16 protein-coding genes are annotated in these 15,270 nt (G+C 72.5%); 4 read left to right on the forward strand and 12 right to left on the reverse strand.

Annotated features, from left to right (window positions below; translation table 11 throughout):
* Nucleotides 1–110: 110 nt before the first annotated feature.
* Nucleotides 111–1,148 (forward strand): LacI family DNA-binding transcriptional regulator, encoded by a 1,038-nt coding sequence (locus ABZ404_RS02270; protein WP_358834810.1) that lies wholly within the window; start codon nucleotides 111–113, stop codon nucleotides 1,146–1,148.
* Nucleotides 1,149–1,155: 7 nt separating this feature from the next.
* Here ABZ404_RS02270 and ABZ404_RS02275 read toward each other — a convergent pair whose 3' ends face one another.
* The 6 genes from ABZ404_RS02275 to ABZ404_RS02300 form a co-directional block, all read right to left on the reverse strand.
* The gene (locus tag ABZ404_RS02275) at nucleotides 1,156–2,859 is read right to left on the reverse strand and encodes a serine/threonine-protein kinase (RefSeq protein ID WP_358990045.1); all 1,704 of its coding nucleotides are present in this window, start codon (nucleotides 2,857–2,859) and stop codon (nucleotides 1,156–1,158) included.
* A 68-nt stretch (nucleotides 2,860–2,927) separates the two neighbouring features.
* Nucleotides 2,928–4,226, reverse strand: a complete 1,299-nt coding sequence (locus ABZ404_RS02280) for an aldolase/citrate lyase family protein (RefSeq protein ID WP_358832553.1) — start codon at nucleotides 4,224–4,226, stop codon at nucleotides 2,928–2,930.
* 161 nt (nucleotides 4,227–4,387) lie between these two features.
* On the reverse strand, nucleotides 4,388–5,350 hold the full coding sequence (locus ABZ404_RS02285; protein WP_358832554.1) for an electron transfer flavoprotein subunit alpha/FixB family protein: 963 nt from the start codon (nucleotides 5,348–5,350) through the stop codon (nucleotides 4,388–4,390).
* A gap of 57 nt (nucleotides 5,351–5,407) precedes the next feature.
* Nucleotides 5,408–6,193, reverse strand: coding sequence for an electron transfer flavoprotein subunit beta/FixA family protein (locus tag ABZ404_RS02290; RefSeq protein WP_358832555.1), 786 nt, complete (start codon nucleotides 6,191–6,193; stop codon nucleotides 5,408–5,410).
* 200 nt (nucleotides 6,194–6,393) lie between these two features.
* Nucleotides 6,394–6,903, reverse strand: a complete 510-nt coding sequence (locus ABZ404_RS02295; protein WP_358832556.1) for a flavin reductase family protein — start codon at nucleotides 6,901–6,903, stop codon at nucleotides 6,394–6,396.
* A gap of 243 nt (nucleotides 6,904–7,146) precedes the next feature.
* Nucleotides 7,147–7,467 carry a thioredoxin family protein gene (locus ABZ404_RS02300; RefSeq protein WP_358832557.1) on the reverse strand — a complete coding sequence of 107 codons (321 nt, stop codon included), beginning with the start codon at nucleotides 7,465–7,467 and terminating at the stop codon, nucleotides 7,147–7,149.
* A 234-nt stretch (nucleotides 7,468–7,701) separates the two neighbouring features.
* Here ABZ404_RS02300 and ABZ404_RS02305 point away from each other — a divergent pair, with 234 nt between their 5' ends.
* Complete coding sequence (locus tag ABZ404_RS02305) at nucleotides 7,702–8,433, forward strand: lysophospholipid acyltransferase family protein (protein ID WP_358832558.1); 732 nt, start codon at nucleotides 7,702–7,704, stop codon at nucleotides 8,431–8,433.
* 21 nt (nucleotides 8,434–8,454) lie between these two features.
* Here ABZ404_RS02305 and ABZ404_RS02310 read toward each other — a convergent pair whose 3' ends face one another.
* From ABZ404_RS02310 to ABZ404_RS02330, 5 genes are all read right to left on the reverse strand, one after another.
* Entirely contained in the window at nucleotides 8,455–9,153 is a 699-nt protein-coding gene (locus ABZ404_RS02310) for a phenylalanine--tRNA ligase beta subunit-related protein (protein WP_358832559.1), read from the reverse strand.
* A gap of 13 nt (nucleotides 9,154–9,166) precedes the next feature.
* Entirely contained in the window at nucleotides 9,167–9,766 is a 600-nt protein-coding gene (locus tag ABZ404_RS02315) for a transglutaminase family protein (protein ID WP_358832560.1), read from the reverse strand.
* Nucleotides 9,767–9,866: 100 nt separating this feature from the next.
* Nucleotides 9,867–10,928, reverse strand: a complete 1,062-nt coding sequence (locus tag ABZ404_RS02320) for a low specificity L-threonine aldolase (RefSeq protein WP_358832589.1) — start codon at nucleotides 10,926–10,928, stop codon at nucleotides 9,867–9,869.
* Nucleotides 10,925–11,686 (reverse strand): SDR family oxidoreductase, encoded by a 762-nt coding sequence (locus tag ABZ404_RS02325; RefSeq protein ID WP_358832590.1) that lies wholly within the window; start codon nucleotides 11,684–11,686, stop codon nucleotides 10,925–10,927. Before ABZ404_RS02325 ends, ABZ404_RS02320 begins: the two co-directional genes overlap by 4 nt.
* Before the next feature lie 23 nt (nucleotides 11,687–11,709).
* Entirely contained in the window at nucleotides 11,710–13,107 is a 1,398-nt protein-coding gene (locus ABZ404_RS02330) for a DUF6421 family protein (protein WP_358832561.1), read from the reverse strand.
* 372 nt (nucleotides 13,108–13,479) lie between these two features.
* On the opposite strand from ABZ404_RS02330, the gene ABZ404_RS02335 reads away from it, so the two are divergent.
* On the forward strand, nucleotides 13,480–14,163 hold the full coding sequence (locus ABZ404_RS02335; RefSeq protein ID WP_358832562.1) for a glycerophosphodiester phosphodiesterase family protein: 684 nt from the start codon (nucleotides 13,480–13,482) through the stop codon (nucleotides 14,161–14,163).
* Between the two features lie 49 nt (nucleotides 14,164–14,212).
* Here the strand turns inward: ABZ404_RS02335 and ABZ404_RS02340 are convergent, their stop codons facing one another.
* The gene (locus ABZ404_RS02340; RefSeq protein WP_358832563.1) at nucleotides 14,213–14,758 is read right to left on the reverse strand and encodes a GNAT family N-acetyltransferase; all 546 of its coding nucleotides are present in this window, start codon (nucleotides 14,756–14,758) and stop codon (nucleotides 14,213–14,215) included.
* A gap of 88 nt (nucleotides 14,759–14,846) precedes the next feature.
* Here ABZ404_RS02340 and ABZ404_RS02345 point away from each other — a divergent pair, with 88 nt between their 5' ends.
* Nucleotides 14,847–15,233 (forward strand): VOC family protein, encoded by a 387-nt coding sequence (locus ABZ404_RS02345; RefSeq protein ID WP_358832564.1) that lies wholly within the window; start codon nucleotides 14,847–14,849, stop codon nucleotides 15,231–15,233.
* The last annotated feature ends 37 nt before the right edge of the window (nucleotides 15,234–15,270 follow it).

Here is a 15,270-nt window from a genome sequence, read left to right on the forward strand (position 1 = left end):
GTCCAGGGCCTATGCTCGACGCCACACCGCGATCCGCCCGGATCCGCCCCCGGACACCCGCCCCCGCGCCCCGGGCCCGCTGAGCCCCCGACGACGACAGGACACCGCACGTGGCCGAGACCGCACGCCACCATGAGCCCCGCTACGGCATCCGGCCCACCATGAAGGATGTCGCCGCCCGCGCCGGTGTCGGGCTGAAGACGGTCTCCCGGGTGGTCAACGGCGAGGCCGGGGTCACCCCGGACACCGAGCGCCGGGTGACGGAGGCGATCGACGCTCTCGGGTTCCGCCGCAACGACAGCGCGCGCGTGCTGCGCAAGGGGCGGACCGCCTCCATCGGGCTGGTCCTGGAGGATCTGGCCGACCCGTTCTACGGGCCGCTCAGCCGCGCGATCGAGGAGGTGGCCCGGGCACACGGGGCGCTGCTCATCAACGGCTCCAGCGCCGAGGACGCCGACCGCGAGCAGGAGCTGGTGCTGGCCTTCTGCGCCCGCCGCGTCGACGGGCTGATCGTGATCCCGGCCGGGGGCGACCACCGCTATCTGGAGCCTGAGATAAAGGCCGGGGTGGCGACCGTGTTCGTGGACCGCCCGGCCGGGCGGATCGACGCCGACGCGGTGCTCTCCGACAGCTTCGGCGGCGCCCGCGAAGGCGTCGCCCACCTGGTGGCGCACGGCCACCGCAGGATCGGCTTCATCGGCGACCAGCCGCGCATCCACACCGCCACCGAGCGCCTGCGCGGCTACCGCGCGGCCATGGAGGAGGCGGGGCTCGCGGTGGCGGACGGATGGGTCGCGCTCGGCTCCACCGAACCGGAGCGGGTGCGCCGGGCCACCGAGGCGATGCTGAGCGGCCCCGAGCCGGTCACCGCCGTCTTCACGGGCAACAACCGGGTGACGGTGACGGTGGTCCGTGTCCTGGCGGGCCGGGAGCACCCGGTCGCCCTGGTCGGCTTCGACGACATCGAGCTGGCCGACCTGCTCGGCATCACCGTCGTCTCGCAGGACTCCGCCACCCTCGGCCGCACCGCGGCCGAACGCCTCTTCCGCCGCCTCGACGGCGTCGACGAGGCCCCCGCGCGCGTGGTGCTGCCCACCACGCTCATCGCGCGGGGGTCGGGCGAGATCCGCCCGCCCGCCGCCGGCTAGCCGCGGGTCAGCACACCGGCAGCCCCGGGACCGGGGCGTTGTTGGCGCCGCCCTTGAGGTAGACCACGCTGACGTAGACGTTGGTGTTGCCGCTGTCGTCGTCGGTGCGCGCCCAGTAGGTGTTGGTCCACTTCCCGTACGTCTCCCGGCGGCCCAGGTCGGTCTGGCAGTAGAAATAGTTGGTGCCCGCGTTGAGCACGCCCGCTTCGCCGCCGTCCTGGCGGTAGCTCTTGGCGGTGCGCCACACCTGGCAGTCGGACTTGCCCGCGCCCGCGGGGTGGCAGGACGGGGCGGGCGTGGAGCCGGTGCCGCCGCCGGACGTTCCCCCGGCGCCGCCCGGGGTGGCGCTCGCGTGGCCGCCGGCGGGCGTCCTGCCCGGGGTGGCGCCGCCCTTCTCGCCGGGTCGCTTCCCGTCCTTGCCGTCCTTGGCGTCCTTGGCGGGGCGGGTGCCGGGTGAGGCGGAGGCGCGGCCGTGGCCGCCGGCCGGGCCGGGACTCGCGGCGCCGGGCCCGCCACCGTCCCACACGCCGCCCGTGCCGTCCTGGGCGCCGGACGCCGACGGGCTCGCACCGGACGCCGAGCCGACGGCCTGCTGCCGGGTGCCGTCGTCGTCCCCGGTGCCGACCAGGGCGTACGTGACACCGGCGCCCGCGAGGACGACGGCCGCGACACCCGCCGCCACCAGACCGCGTGCCCGCCCGCGGCGCGGGGAGGGCTCGGGCGCGGGCTGCTGGGTGACCAGCGGCCCGAAACCGCGCGGCCGGTGCGGCAGCACGTCCCGTACGGTCGCCTCGCGCGGCGGCGCCACCGGCTGCGGGGCCGGTGCGGGCGCCTGGGCCGACGGGGCGTCCATCGCGTGCGTGGGGGCCGCGTCGCGGCCCTCGGCCACCGCCGCCAGCATCCGGGCCGCCGTGTCCGCGTCCGGGCGGCGGGCCGGGTCCTTGTGCATCAGTTCGCGCAGGACGGCCGCGAGCGGCCCCGCCCTGCCCGGCTCGGGCAGCGGCTCCGACACGATCGCGGAGAGCGTGGACCAGGTGGAGGTGCGGCGGAACGGCGAGGCGCCCTCCACCGCCGCGTACAGCGTGGCGCCGAGCGCCCAGACGTCGGAGGCGGGGCCGGGGTCCTGGCCCTGGGCGCGCTCGGGCGCCAGGTAGTCCAGGGAGCCGACCAGCTCGCCGCTGCGGGTCAGATGCGTGGCCGCGCCGTCGCCCGGGTCCTCCATGGCGGCGATGCCGAAGTCGGTGAGCACCACCCGGCCGCCCCGCTCCAGCAGGATGTTGCCGGGCTTGACGTCGCGGTGCAGCACGCCCGCGCGGTGGGCGGCGGCGAGCGCCTCAAGGACCCGGGCGCCGATCGCGGCCGCCTCGCGCGGGTCGAGCGCGCCGCGCTCGGTCAGCACCCCGTCGAGCGAGGGACCCTCGACGAGCTCCATCACGATGACCGGGCGGCCGTCGTGCTCGGTGACGTCGTGGACGGCGACCACCCCGGGGTGGCGCACGCGCGCGGCGGCGCGCGCCTCGCGCTGCATGCGCAGCCGCAGATCGCCCAGTTCGGGCCCGGACATGTCCGTGTACGTCCGCAGTTCCTTGACCGCGACCTCGCGGCCGAGGACCTCGTCGACGGCGCGCCAGACGACGCCCATGCCGCCCCGGCCCAGCTGCTCGACCAGCCGGTAGCGGCCCGCAAGCCGGTCGTTCTCCCCCGAAGACACCGCTGCCCCGTTCCCTGTGGTGGATGTGGTCGCGTCCAGGGTAAGGGGCGCGGGTGACAGTTCCGTGACTACGGAGCCGTGACGGTGAGGGCGGCCCGGCGCGGCGAGGAGAAGCCGTCGAGGTCGGCGCGGGTCAGGCCGGTCAGGCGGGTGACCTCCTCGGTGTCGAGGGCGCCGCAGTCCAGGCCGCGCAGCAGGAAGCCGCTGAGCGCCTTGGCGGTGGCGGGCTCGTCCATGACGTCGCCGCCGGCCTTGGCGACATAGGCCGCCAGCCGTGCCGCGGCGGCCTCCAGGCCCTCGCGGTAGAAGGCGTACACCGCCGCGTACCGGGTCGGCAGGTGGCCCGGGTGCATGTCCCAGCCCTGGTAGTAGGCGCGGGCCAGGGCGCGGCGGGTGAGGCCGTAGTGGAGCCGCCAGGCCTCGTGGACGTGGGCGGTGGGGCCCACGGGCAGGACGTTGGTGGAGCCGTCGGAGACCCGTACTCCTGTGCCGGCGGCGGCGACCTGCATCACGGCCTTGGCGTGGTCGGCGGCCGGGTGGTCGCTGGCCTGGTAGGCGGCGGAGACGCCCACGCAGGCGCTGTAGTCGAAGGTGCCGTAGTGCAGGCCGGTCGCGCGGCCCTGGGCGGCGTCGATCATCCGCGCCACGGCGGCGGTGCCGTCGGCGGCCAGGATCGCCTGGCTGGTCTCGATCTGGATCTCGAAGCCGAGCCGCCCGGCGGCCAGGCCGTGGGCCTTCTCGAAGGCCTCCAGGAGCCGTACGAAGGCGGAGACCTGCTCGGGGTAGGTCACCTTCGGCAGCGTCAGGACGAGTCCGTCCGGCAGGCCGCCGTGCTCCATCAGGCCGGTGAGGAAGACGTCGGTGGTGCGGATGCCGCGGTCGCGGACCGCCGCCTCCATGCACTTCATACGGATGCCCATGTACGGGGCGGCCGTGCCGTTCGCGTACGCCTCGGTGACCAGCCGGGCCGCGCGCGCGGCGGCGGCGTCCTCCTCCGCGTCCGGGCGCGGGCCGTAGCCGTCCTCGAAGTCGACGCGCAGGTCCTCCACCGGCTCCCGCTCCAGCTTGGCGCGTACCCGCTCGTACACGGGCCCGGCGAGTGCGTCGGCGATGCCGAGGACGCGCGCGAAGGAGGCGGCGTCGGGGGCGTGCTCGTCGAGGGCGGCCAGCGCCCGGTCACCCCAGGAGCGCAGGGTGTCCGCCGCGAAGAGGTCGCCGGGGATGTAGACGGTGTGCACGGGCTGGCGGGTGCCGGGGTCGCCCGGGTAGCGGCGGGCGAGCTCCTCGTCCACGGCGACGAGCGAGGCGCTGATCTCCTCGCTGACCGTGCCCGCGAGGCTCGTCGCCACCTTCTCCTGCTGACCCATCCTGCACCCTCCGCACCTTTGGTTTTCCACTGAACGGAATCGTCGATCCGCATAGCAGAATTTAATGAGGGGTACCCGTCGCGTCAATGGTTGCCCGAAACGACCGGGGGCCGCGCGGTGAAGATCACCACGCGGCCCCCGGGGCACTACGGACGAGCGGCTCAGCCCTTGCGCGCCCGAACCGCCTCGGTCAGCTGCGGAACGACGTCGAACAGGTCGCCCACCACGCCGTAGTCGACCAGGTCGAAGATCGGCGCCTCGGCGTCCTTGTTGATCGCGACGATCGTCTTCGAGGTCTGCATGCCGGCGCGGTGCTGGATGGCGCCGGAGATGCCGGAAGCGATGTAGAGCTGCGGCGAGACCGACTTGCCGGTCTGGCCGACCTGGTTGGAGTGCGGGTACCAGCCGGCGTCGACGGCGGCGCGGGAGGCGCCGACGGCGGCACCGAGCGAGTCGGCCAGCGCCTCGATGATCGCGAAGTTCTCGGCGCCGTTGACGCCGCGGCCGCCGGAGACCACGATCGCGGCCTCGGTCAGCTCGGGGCGGCCGGTCGACTCGCGCGGGGTGCGGGAGACGACCTTGGTGCCGGTGGCCTGCGCGGAGAAGGTGACCGACAGGGCCTCGACGGCGCCCGCGGCCGGGGCGGCCTCCACGGCGGCCGAGTTCGGCTTGACCGTGATGACCGGGGTGCCCTTGGAGACACGGGACTTGGTGGTGTAGGAGGCGGCGAAGGCCGACTGGGTGGCCACCGGGCCGTTGTCGCCGGCCTCCAGGTCGACGGCGTCGGTGATGATGCCGGAGCCGATGCGGACCGCGAGACGGGCCGCGATCTCCTTGCCCTCGGCGGAGGACGGGACGAGCACGGCGGCCGGGGACACGGCCTCGTACGCGGCCTGGAGGGCGTCCACCTTCGGTACGACGAGGTAGTCGGCGAACTCGGGGGCGTCGGCGGTCAGGACACGGGTGGCACCGTGCTCGGCCAGCGCGGACGCGGTGGCCTCGGCGCCGGCGCCGAGGGCGACCGCGACCGGCTCGCCGATGCGGCGGGCCAGCGTCAGCAGCTCCAGAGTGGGCTTGCGGACGGCGCCGTCGACGTGGTCGACGTAGACGAGAACTTCAGCCATGGGACTCAATCTCCTGCGAGTGCGAAGAATCTGGGGGCAGTCGGGGCTCTGCGAGCCTTAGATGAACTTCTGGCCCGCGAGGAACTCGGCCAGCTGCTTGCCGCCCTCGCCCTCGTCCTTGACGATCGTGCCGGCGGTACGGGCCGGACGCTCGGCGGCGGAGTCGACCGCGGTCCAGGCGCCCGCGAGGCCGACCTCGTCGGCGTCGAGGTCGAGGTCACCCAGGTCCAGCGACTCCACCGGCTTCTTCTTGGCGGCCATGATGCCCTTGAAGGACGGGTAGCGGGCCTCGCCCGACTGGTCCGTCACGGACACGACGGCCGGCAGGGACGCCTCCAGCTGCTCCGAGGCGGTGTCGCCGTCACGGCGGCCCTTGACCGCGCCGTCCTCGACCGAGACCTCGGAGAGCAGCGTGACCTGCGGAACGTTCAGGCGCTCGGCGAGCAGCGCCGGCAGCACGCCCATGGTGCCGTCGGTCGAGGCCATGCCGCAGACGACCAGGTCGTAACCGGTCTTCTCGATCGCCTTGGCGAGCACCAGCGAGGTGCCGACGACGTCGGTGCCGTGCAGGTCGTCGTCCTCGACGTGGACGGCCTTGTCGGCGCCCATGGAGAGCGCCTTGCGCAGCGCGTCCTTGGCGTCCTCGGGGCCGACGGTCAGCACGGTGATCTCCGCGTCGTCCGCCTCGTCGGCGATCTGCAGTGCCTGCTCGACCGCGTACTCGTCGAGCTCCGAAAGGAGGCCGTCGACGTCGTCGCGGTCGACGGTCAGGTCATCGGCGAAGTGCCGGTCGCCGGTGGCGTCGGGCACGTACTTCACACAGACAACGATCCTCAAGCTCACGCCGGCTCTCCTACTGCATCGTCATTTCTGGGCTGCCTTGTTGCACGCAGCATAGGCGCCTGATGGGGCGGTTTCCGGTCGGGGCGACCGACGCTCCGATCGAAATATTACTCGTCAGTACACCCACTGTGTTCCCCGTAAGCAAGCGCTTTGCACTGTGACGTTGCCAACGCTGAGTAACCGGCGAGTACGGAGACGATTCAGTCGCGCAACGCGTTGAAGCGGCCCTGGTGGTAGAGGAGCGGGCGGCCCGGGCCCGCGGGCTGGCCGAAGACCGCCTCGGCCACCACGATGCGGTGGTCGCCGGCCGGGACGCGCGCGACCACCCGGCCCACCAGCCAGGCCAGGACGCCGTCGAGGACGGGCACGCCCTCGGGTCCCGGCTGCCAGCGGGTGGCGCCGCCGAAGCGGTCGGCGCCGCTGCGGGCGAAAATCGCGGCGAGGTCTTCCTGGTGCTCGCCGAGTATGTGGACGCCTATGTGCTCGGCCTCGGAGATCACCGGCCAGCTGGAGGAGCCGGTGCCGATGCCGAAGGAGAGCAGCGGGGGCTCGGCGGCCACGGAGCTGAGGGAGGTGGCGGTGAAGCCGACGGGGCGGCCGTCACGCTGTGCGGTGACCACCGCCACACCGGCGGCGTGCTGACGGAAGACCGCGCGGAACAGCTGGGAGGAGGCGGCGCGTGCGGTGCCGAGTTCGGGCGAAGCCGTCATGGAGTTGTCCTTCTGCGGTCGGTGCGGGGGAGCTGGGGACTGCTCAGCAGCCCGGACAGCGCGCACGTGCGGTGCGGGCGGCGTCCGCGGGGACCCGCCCGGAGAGCCCCGGGAGGCCCGGGAGCCCGGAGAGCCCGGAGAGAAGGAGTCTGTTCGGCACGTCGTCAGATTGACGATTGCGGGTACACGCAGTCAAGTGCCTTCTACGATGTGGGAGATCCATCACGGCCCCCTCCGCCCCGCTCACACCGCCTGCCCCAGCGCCGCGATCACGTCGGCCCGGCGGGGCTGTCCCGTCGCGCGCCGTACGATCCGGCCGGCGCGGTCCAGCACCAGGACGGTGGGCGTGACCCGGATCTCCAGCGCCCGCACCAGCGCCAGGTGCTCCTCGGCGTCGATCTCCACGTGCGCGACCCCGTCGACCATGGCGGCAACCTCCGCCAGGGTCCGCCGTGTTGCCCGGCAGGGCTGGCAGAACGCGCTGGAGAACTGCACCAGCGTCGCCCGCTCGCCCAGCTCCGTGCCCAACTGGGCTGCGGCCAGCCTCGGCCCGTCCTCGCGCACCGTGCTCCCTCTCCTCGGTCCCGCCGTCGTGCCTCGTCAGCGCCGCGGACCGCCCGAAAGATTCCCACCCGCCCCCGACCTGCGCGTACGTGACGAGAATCTCCCCGTCCGAAGGCCGCAGGACTGGCCACCACGGCGCGTATCGGGCACGATCTGCCCAACGCCGAAAACCTACGGCTGCGTAACTTCCTCCGGAAGCACCCTCCCCCGGGAAAACAGAAGGGTCTCCCCCAGATGGCAGAACTCGTCTATCGGCCGGTCGTCGGCGCCGCTCTCACGATGTTCAAGGCGCTCGACCTGAAGATCGACACCCAGGGTTCGGAGAACATCCCGCGCTCCGGCGGGGCGGTGCTGGTCAGCAACCACATCAGCTATCTGGACTTCATCTTCACCGGACTCGCCGCCCTGCCGCAGAAGCGCCTGGTGCGCTTCATGGCCAAGGAGTCGGTCTTCCGGCACCGGATCTCGGGACCGCTGATGCGCGGGATGAAGCACATCCCGGTCGACCGCAAGCAGGGGGAGAACGCGTACGCGCACGCGCTGGAGTCGCTGCGCTCGGGAGAGATCGTCGGGGTCTTCCCCGAGGCGACCATCTCGCAGTCGTTCACGCTGAAGAGCTTCAAGTCGGGCGCCGCCCGGCTCGCCCAGGAGGCCGGGGTCCCGCTGATCCCGATGGCGCTGTGGGGCACCCAGCGGGTGTGGACCAAGGGCCGGCCGCGCAACTTCAAGCGCAGCCACATCCCCGTCACCATCCGTGTCGGCGAGCCCGTCGAGGCGCCCGCCGACCAGTTCGCGGGCGCCATCACCCGGCGGCTGCGCGAGCGCTGCCAGGAGCTCCTGGAAGCCGCCCAGCGCGCCTATCCCGTACGCCCCAAGGACGCCGCGGACACCTGGTGGATCCCGGCGCACCTGGGCGGCACCGCGCCCACGCCCGAAGAGGTGCGTGAGCGCGAGGCCAGCCACTGAGGCCGCGCCACCGCCGAAACGTCACGTCCCGGCGGCGACCGGGGCGTGCACGGTGACCCGCGCCCCGGGGCTCATCTTCTCCAAGAGTTCGGCGAGCTCCGCCGCGGCCTCTTCCGGGCGGCCGTGCGGAGCCATCCCCTCCAGCAGGAAGAGCGCGTTGACGCTCTCCTCGGTGAGCCGGGTGCGCACGCCCTGCCGCCAGTTCCAGCGCCGGCAGGTGACGCCCTCGTCGTCGCACCACACCACCTCGCCCGCCTCCGGGTGCTCGGTCGCCGGCTCGCCGCCCGCGACGGTGGAGAACGGCTCCCGGCCGGTGGCCCGGACCAGCCGCAGGGATCCCGCGATGCGGTCGGTGTCCTCGCCGCCGACCGGGACGAGACGGGCCACGCTGACCGCGTTGTAGACGTCGACGAGCCGATTGATCCGGGGCAGCCCGCCGTCGGCGAGCGCGCGCCTGGCGAGCGCCTCGGCCGAGTTGCGGGTGCGCGAGGGCTTGGCGCCGAACGCGGTGTACGCCTCCCGCCAGGCGGCCATGTGCGGGTCCTCGTGCGGGGCGAGGGAGCCGAGCCGAGCCCGCAGCCGCTCGGCGGCCTCGTCGAGCAGGGCCGAAGTCGCCTCGTCGCTGGGGCCGTTGACGAGCCCGCGGGCCTCCACGGCGACATGGGTGAAAGCGGGCGCGAGCGCGCGCACCTCGTCGGACACGGTCACGGTGAGCGTCATGGTGGGTCGTGCCTCACAGTTCGGTCGGGAGCGTCCGCCAGAGGTGCGAACGGTCGGGAGCGGCCCGCAGCGTGGCCAGCACCGCCGGGTGCGGTACATCGTAGAGTACCGGATAGTCCATCTCGCTGAACTCCTGGCGTACCGTCCAGGCCAGCCGCTCCGGCCCGAGGGAGAAGCGCGCGTCGACGCCGGGCTTGTTGCCGCGTACGTCCTGGCGCGCCCACGCGCTCTCTCCGGGCAGCTTCAGGGCGACCAGTCCGTGGATCACCGGGTTCGTGCCGTCGTCGTCCGCGAGGCGCTGATAGCAGAGGGCGGCCGGTATCCCCTCGGCGCGCAGCAGGGCGGCGTAGGCGTGGGACTTGGCGTAACAGATGCCGGTGCGCTGCTCCAGGACGTCGGAGGCGCGCCAGGTGACGCGCTCGTCGCCCGCGTCCTGGGAGTGCGCGACGGTGTCGCGGACATGCTCATAGGCAAGCTCGGCGTATGTATATGCGTCGGGCGCGCGAGACGCCAGCTTCGTCGCCAGTTCGCGCACTACCGGATGACCGTGGTCGATGACCTCGTCGGCCGCGAGATAGGCGGAGAGGTCGGGGTTGCGCTGATGGAGTCGCATGGCACGCGAGCGTACGGAAGCGGCCGACCGCGAGTCAATGACTTTACGGTCGGCCGCATATATATTCAGACGGTGAGACAGTGGGTGGGCGGGAACGCCGTCAGCGGGCCAGTTCTTCCTTCAGCGCCGCAAGGAAGCCGTCCACGTCCTCCTCGGTGGTGTCGTACGAGCACATCCAGCGCACGTCACCGGCCGCCTCGTCCCAGAAGTAGAACCGGTAGCGCTTCTGGAGCCGCTCGCTCACGTCGTGGGGCAGCCGGGCGAAGACCGCGTTGGCCTGGACCGGGTAGAGGATCTCGACCCCGTCGACCGAGCGGACGCCCTCGGCGAGCCGGTGCGCCATCGCGTTGGCGTGGCGCGCGTTGCGCAGCCACAGGTCCTTGGCGAGGAGCGCCTCCAACTGCACCGAGACGAAGCGCATCTTGGAGGCGAGCTGCATCGACATCTTGCGGATGTGCTTCATCCGGCGCACCGCGTCCGGGTTGAGCACCACGACGGCCTCACCGAAGAGCATGCCGTTCTTGGTGCCGCCGTACGAGATGACGTCGACGCCGGCGGCGTTGGTGAACGCGCGCATGGGCACGTTCAGGGACGCGGCCGCGTTGGCTATGCGGGCACCGTCGAGATGCACCTTCATCCCGTGCTGGTGCGCGTGGTCGCAGATCGCGCGGACCTCGTCGGGCGTGTAGACCGTGCCGAGCTCGGTGTTCTGGGTGATCGAGACGACCTGCGGCATCGCGCGGTGCTCGTCCTCCCAGCCCCAGGCCTGCCGGTCGATGAGCTCGGGGGTGAGCTTGCCGTCCGGCGTCGGCACGGTGAGCAGCTTCAGGCCCGCCATGCGCTCCGGCGCACCGCCCTCGTCCACGTTGATGTGCGCGGACTCGGCGCAGATCACCGCACCCCAGCGGTCGGTCAGCGCCTGGAGGGCGACGACGTTGGCGCCCGTCCCGTTGAAGACCGGGAACGCCTCGGCGCTCGCGCCGAAGTGGCTGTGGATGACGCGCTGGAGGTGGTCGGTGTAGTCGTCCTCGCCGTACGCGACCTGGTGTCCGCCGTTGGCGAGGGCGATGGCGGCGAGGATCTCGGGGTGCGCGCCCGCGTAGTTGTCGCTGGCGAAGCCGCGCACCTCGGGGTCGTGGTGCCGGCGCGCGTCCGTCCTCACGGCTTGGGGGTCAGCCACAGGCGCTGTCCGTTCACTTCCTCGGCGGGGCGGTCCCAGACTCCGGTGATGGCCTCGGCCAGCTCCTTGACGTCGGTGAAGCCCGCGAACTTGGCGTTCGGCCGCTCGGCGCGCATGGCGTCGTGCACCAGTGCCTTGATCACCAGGATGGCCGCGGCGGCGCCCGGACCGTCCTCGCCCCCCGCCTTGCGGAAGGCGTCGGCGAGCGCCAGGGTCCAGGCCTCGGCCGCGGCCTTGCCCGCGTTGTACGCGGCGTTGTTCGCGGTGGGCTTGTGCGCCCCGGACTGGCTGACCAGCACGAAGCGGCCCCGGTCGCTGCGCAGCAGCCCGTCGTGGAAGGCGAGCGAGGTGTGCTGCACGGTCTTGACCAGCAGCTTCTCCAGAAGCTCCCAGTCGGCGAGGTCGGTCTCGGGGAAGGAGGCACTGCCGCGCCAGCCGCCCACGAGGTGGACCAGGCCGTCGATCCGGCCGAACTCCTTCTCGGTCCTGGCCGCCCACTCGCGGGTGGCGTCCAGGTCGAGCAGGTCGACGGTGTCGCCGACGACGGTCGCGCCGCCATGGGCGTAGCGCGCCGCGTCCACGGCCTCCGCCAGGCGTGCCGGGTCCGCGTCGGACGCCACCACGGTGGCACCCGCCTCGGCGAGCCTGAGCAGGGCGGCGCGCCCCGCCGGACCCGCCGCACCGGCCACCGCGACCACGGCGCCGCTCAGCGGCCCGCCGCCATTGCTGTTGACGTTCATGTTCGTCTCCTCCGCACCCGTGCTCACGCGGCAGCTCCCTGGGGGCTCGCCGCGGTGATCCCCTTGGTGGAGGCAATCACGTCCTTGAGCTTCTTGGCGAGCGCCTCATAGAACATGCTCAGGGGAAACTCGTCCGCCAGCACGTCGTCGACGAGCTTGCGCGGCGGCAGCGAGAGGTCCAGGGCGTCGGGACCCTTGGCCCAGCGCGATCCCGGGTGCGGCGCGAGGTAGGTGGAGACCAGGTCGTACGCGGCGAACCAGTGCACCAGCTTCGGGCGGTCGATGCCGTCCCGGTAGAGCTTCTCGATCTCGGCGCAGAGCTCGTTGGTGACCCGGGGGGCCTGCTCCCAGTCGATGTGCAGCTTGTTGTCGGTCCAGCGCACCACGTCGTGCTTGTGCAGGTACGCGAAGAGCAGCTGGCCGCCGAGGCCGTCGTAGTTGCGGTTGCGGTCGCCGGAGACCGGGAAGCGGAACATCCGGTCGAAGAGCACCGCGTACTGCACGTCGCGGCCGTGCTGGTTGCCCTCGGCCTCCAGCTTCACGGCCTCCTTGAAGGCGGTGAGGTCGCAGCGCAGCTCCTCCAGGCCGTACATCCAGAACGGCTGGCGCTGCTTGATCATGAACGGGTCGAACGGCAGGTCGCCGTGGCTGTGGGTGCGGTCGTGGACCATGTCCCAGAGCACGAAGGCCTTCTCGCAGCGCTCCTGGTCGCCCACCATCTCGCGGATGTCCGCGGGCAGTTCGACGCCGAGGATGTCGACGGCCGCCTCGGTGACGCGGCGGAAGCGGGCGGCCTCGCGGTCGCAGAAGATGCCGCCCCAGGTGAACCGCTCGGGCGCCTCGCGCACGGCGATGGTCTCCGGGAAGAGGACGGCCGAGTGGGTGTCGTACCCGGCGGTGAAGTCCTCGAAGGCGATGCCGCAGAAGAGCGGGTTGTCGTAGCGGGTGGCCTCCAGCTCGGCCAGCCAGTCGGGCCACACCATGCGCAGGACGACCGCCTCCAGGTTGCGGTCCGGGTTGCCGTTCTGCGTGTACATGGGGAAGACGACCAGGCGCTGGAGCCCGTCGGCGCGGTCCGCGGCCGGGTGGAAGGCGAGCAGCGAGTCCAGGAAGTCCGGCACGTCGAAGGCGCTGTCGGCCCATTTGCGCAGGTCGGCGACGAGGGCGCGGTGGTAGGCGGCGTCGTGCGGCAGCAGCGGGGAGAGCTCCTCGACCGCGCCCACGACGCGCTCGACCGCGGCCTCGACGGTGGCGCGGGCCGGGGCGCCCTCGGCGTCGAAGTCGATGGAGCCGTCCTTGGACTGCCAGGGCCGGATCTCCTCGACGGAACTCTTGAGCACGGTCCAGGCAGGGTGCTCGACCACCGGCCGGGCGGTGGCAACGCCCCCGACAGCCACGTCCTGCACAAGAATTTCCGTCATGTCACTTCCTCCACAGGAGAACCTCGCGTCAAGACACCGTATCCGTGTTCGGTTACCCCGCTCAAGGGGGATCTCCGGAAATTATCCTGTGCGTCGTCACACACGCCGCTGTTCTTCCTGCGAAGCTCCATCGGCGCGCACGGTTCTGCCACGGCGCGGACGTAGTGCCCGCTCGTGTCAAGGGAGCGGCAACTCGCCCACCCGCGAGTGATCCCGCAGGCCCGCGCATGCCCCGTGGCGACCGGGCGGACACCTCCAATGCCCCGCGCGAGCCGGGGTCCATCGCACGCCGAGGCCGTTAGGCTGCGGCACTGCCGCGCGGGCACGGGATGGCCGGCGCGGAAACCGCCGTCGACGGAAGCGAGGCCTGTCTTGACGTTCCTCACCATCGGTCATCGCGGGGTCATGGGTGTCGAGCCGGAGAACACCCTGCGTTCCTTCGTCCGCGCCGAACGCTCGGGCATGGACGTCATCGAGCTGGATCTGCACCTCAGCAAGGACGGCGCGCTCGTCGTGCTGCACGACGCGGACGTGGACCGCACCACGGACGGGAAGGGCCCGGTGGCCGACAAGACGGTCGCCGAGCTGAGGGAGCTGGACGCCGGCCAGGGCGAGCGGATCCCGCTGTTCGAGGAGGTCCTGGACGCGGTCGGGTCACCGCTCCAGGCCGAGATCAAGGACGTCAGGGCCGCCGACGAGCTCGCGCGCGTCATCCACGCGCGCGATGTCGTGGGCCGGGTGACGGTCTCCTCGTTCCACGAGGAGGCGCTGGAACGGACGGCCTCGCTGGTGCCGGGGGTACGGACGGTCCTGGTCGCGAGCCGCTGGGACGCCGACATCGTGGACCGGGCCGCGGCGGTGGGCGCGCACGCCCTCTCGCTCGACATCCGCCGTCTGACGCTGGCGGACGTCGAACGGGCGCACGCCGCGTCCGTGCAGGTCATCGGCTGGGTGGTGAACACCCAGGACCATCTGCGGCTGGTGCGCGCACTGGGCCTGGACGGCGCGACGACCGACTACCCGGAGATCCGCCGCACCGGCCGCTTCACGGCCTGAGAGGTCCCTCGGCGGTCGGCGCGGCCGGCACGGTCAGGGGTCGGCACGGTCAGGGAGTCAGCTCCTTCACCAGCAGCTCGAAGGCCAGATCCGCGCGCTGGGGTATGCCGAAGCGCTCGTCGCCGTACGGGAAGGGCGTCATCCTTCCCGTACGGCGGTAGCCGCGCCGCTCGTACCAGGCGATCAGCTCGTCCCGTACCGAGATCACGGTCATGTGCATCTCGGTGACGCCCCACGTCTCGCGCGCGGTGCGCTCCGCCGCGGCGATGATCTCCTTGCCGAGGCCGCTGCCCTGGAGTTCGGGGCGGACCGCGAACATGCCGAAGTAGGCGGCGTGGCCGCGGTGTTCGAGCTGGCAGCAGGCGACGATCCGGCCGTCCCGCTCCACCGTGAGCAGCCGGCTGCCGGGCGTCGTGATGACCTGGCGCACGCCCTCGGGGTCGGTGCGCTGTCCCTGGAGGATGTCCGCCTCGGTGGTCCAGCCCGCCCGGCTGGCGTCCCCGCGGTACGCCGACTCGATGAGCGGGACCAGCTCCTCGACATCGGCCTCGGTGGCGTCCCGGTAGCTCAGCTCTCCGGCGCGGGTGGTGTCCATGGCGAACGAATCTCCCAACTGCATCATGACGTGGCGGGCGCACCCCGAGCCTAACCCCGCCCCGGCGGGCGTCTTCTAACCTGCTCCCATGGTGCATGTGCTGAGCAGCAGGACCCTTCTGCGCCCCACCGACCCGGACCGCTCCCGCGCCTTCTACGGAGGGCAGTTGGGCCTCCCGGTCCACCGCGAGTTCGGCACGGGGCCGGAGCGCGGCACGGTCTACTTCCTCGGCGGCGGCTTCCTGGAGGTCTCCGGGCGTGCCGAGGCGCCCCTCTCCCCCGGTCTGCGGCTGTGGCTCCAGGTGGCGGACGCGGCGGAGGCGTACGAGGAGCTGACCGGGCGCGGGGTGGAGATCGCGCGGCCCCCGGTGCGCGAGCCGTGGGGCCTGGTGGAGATGTGGCTCCAGGACCCGGACGGGGTGCGCATCGTGATCGTCGAGGTGCCCGCCGACCACCCGTTGCGCTTCCGCCCCTGACCCCGGCGGCCCGGCCGCACCGGACCCGGCGGGAAAG

It is taken from the genome of Streptomyces sp. NPDC005878 (assembly GCF_040629815.1).
Taxonomy (GTDB): Bacteria; Actinomycetota; Actinomycetes; order Streptomycetales; family Streptomycetaceae; genus Streptomyces.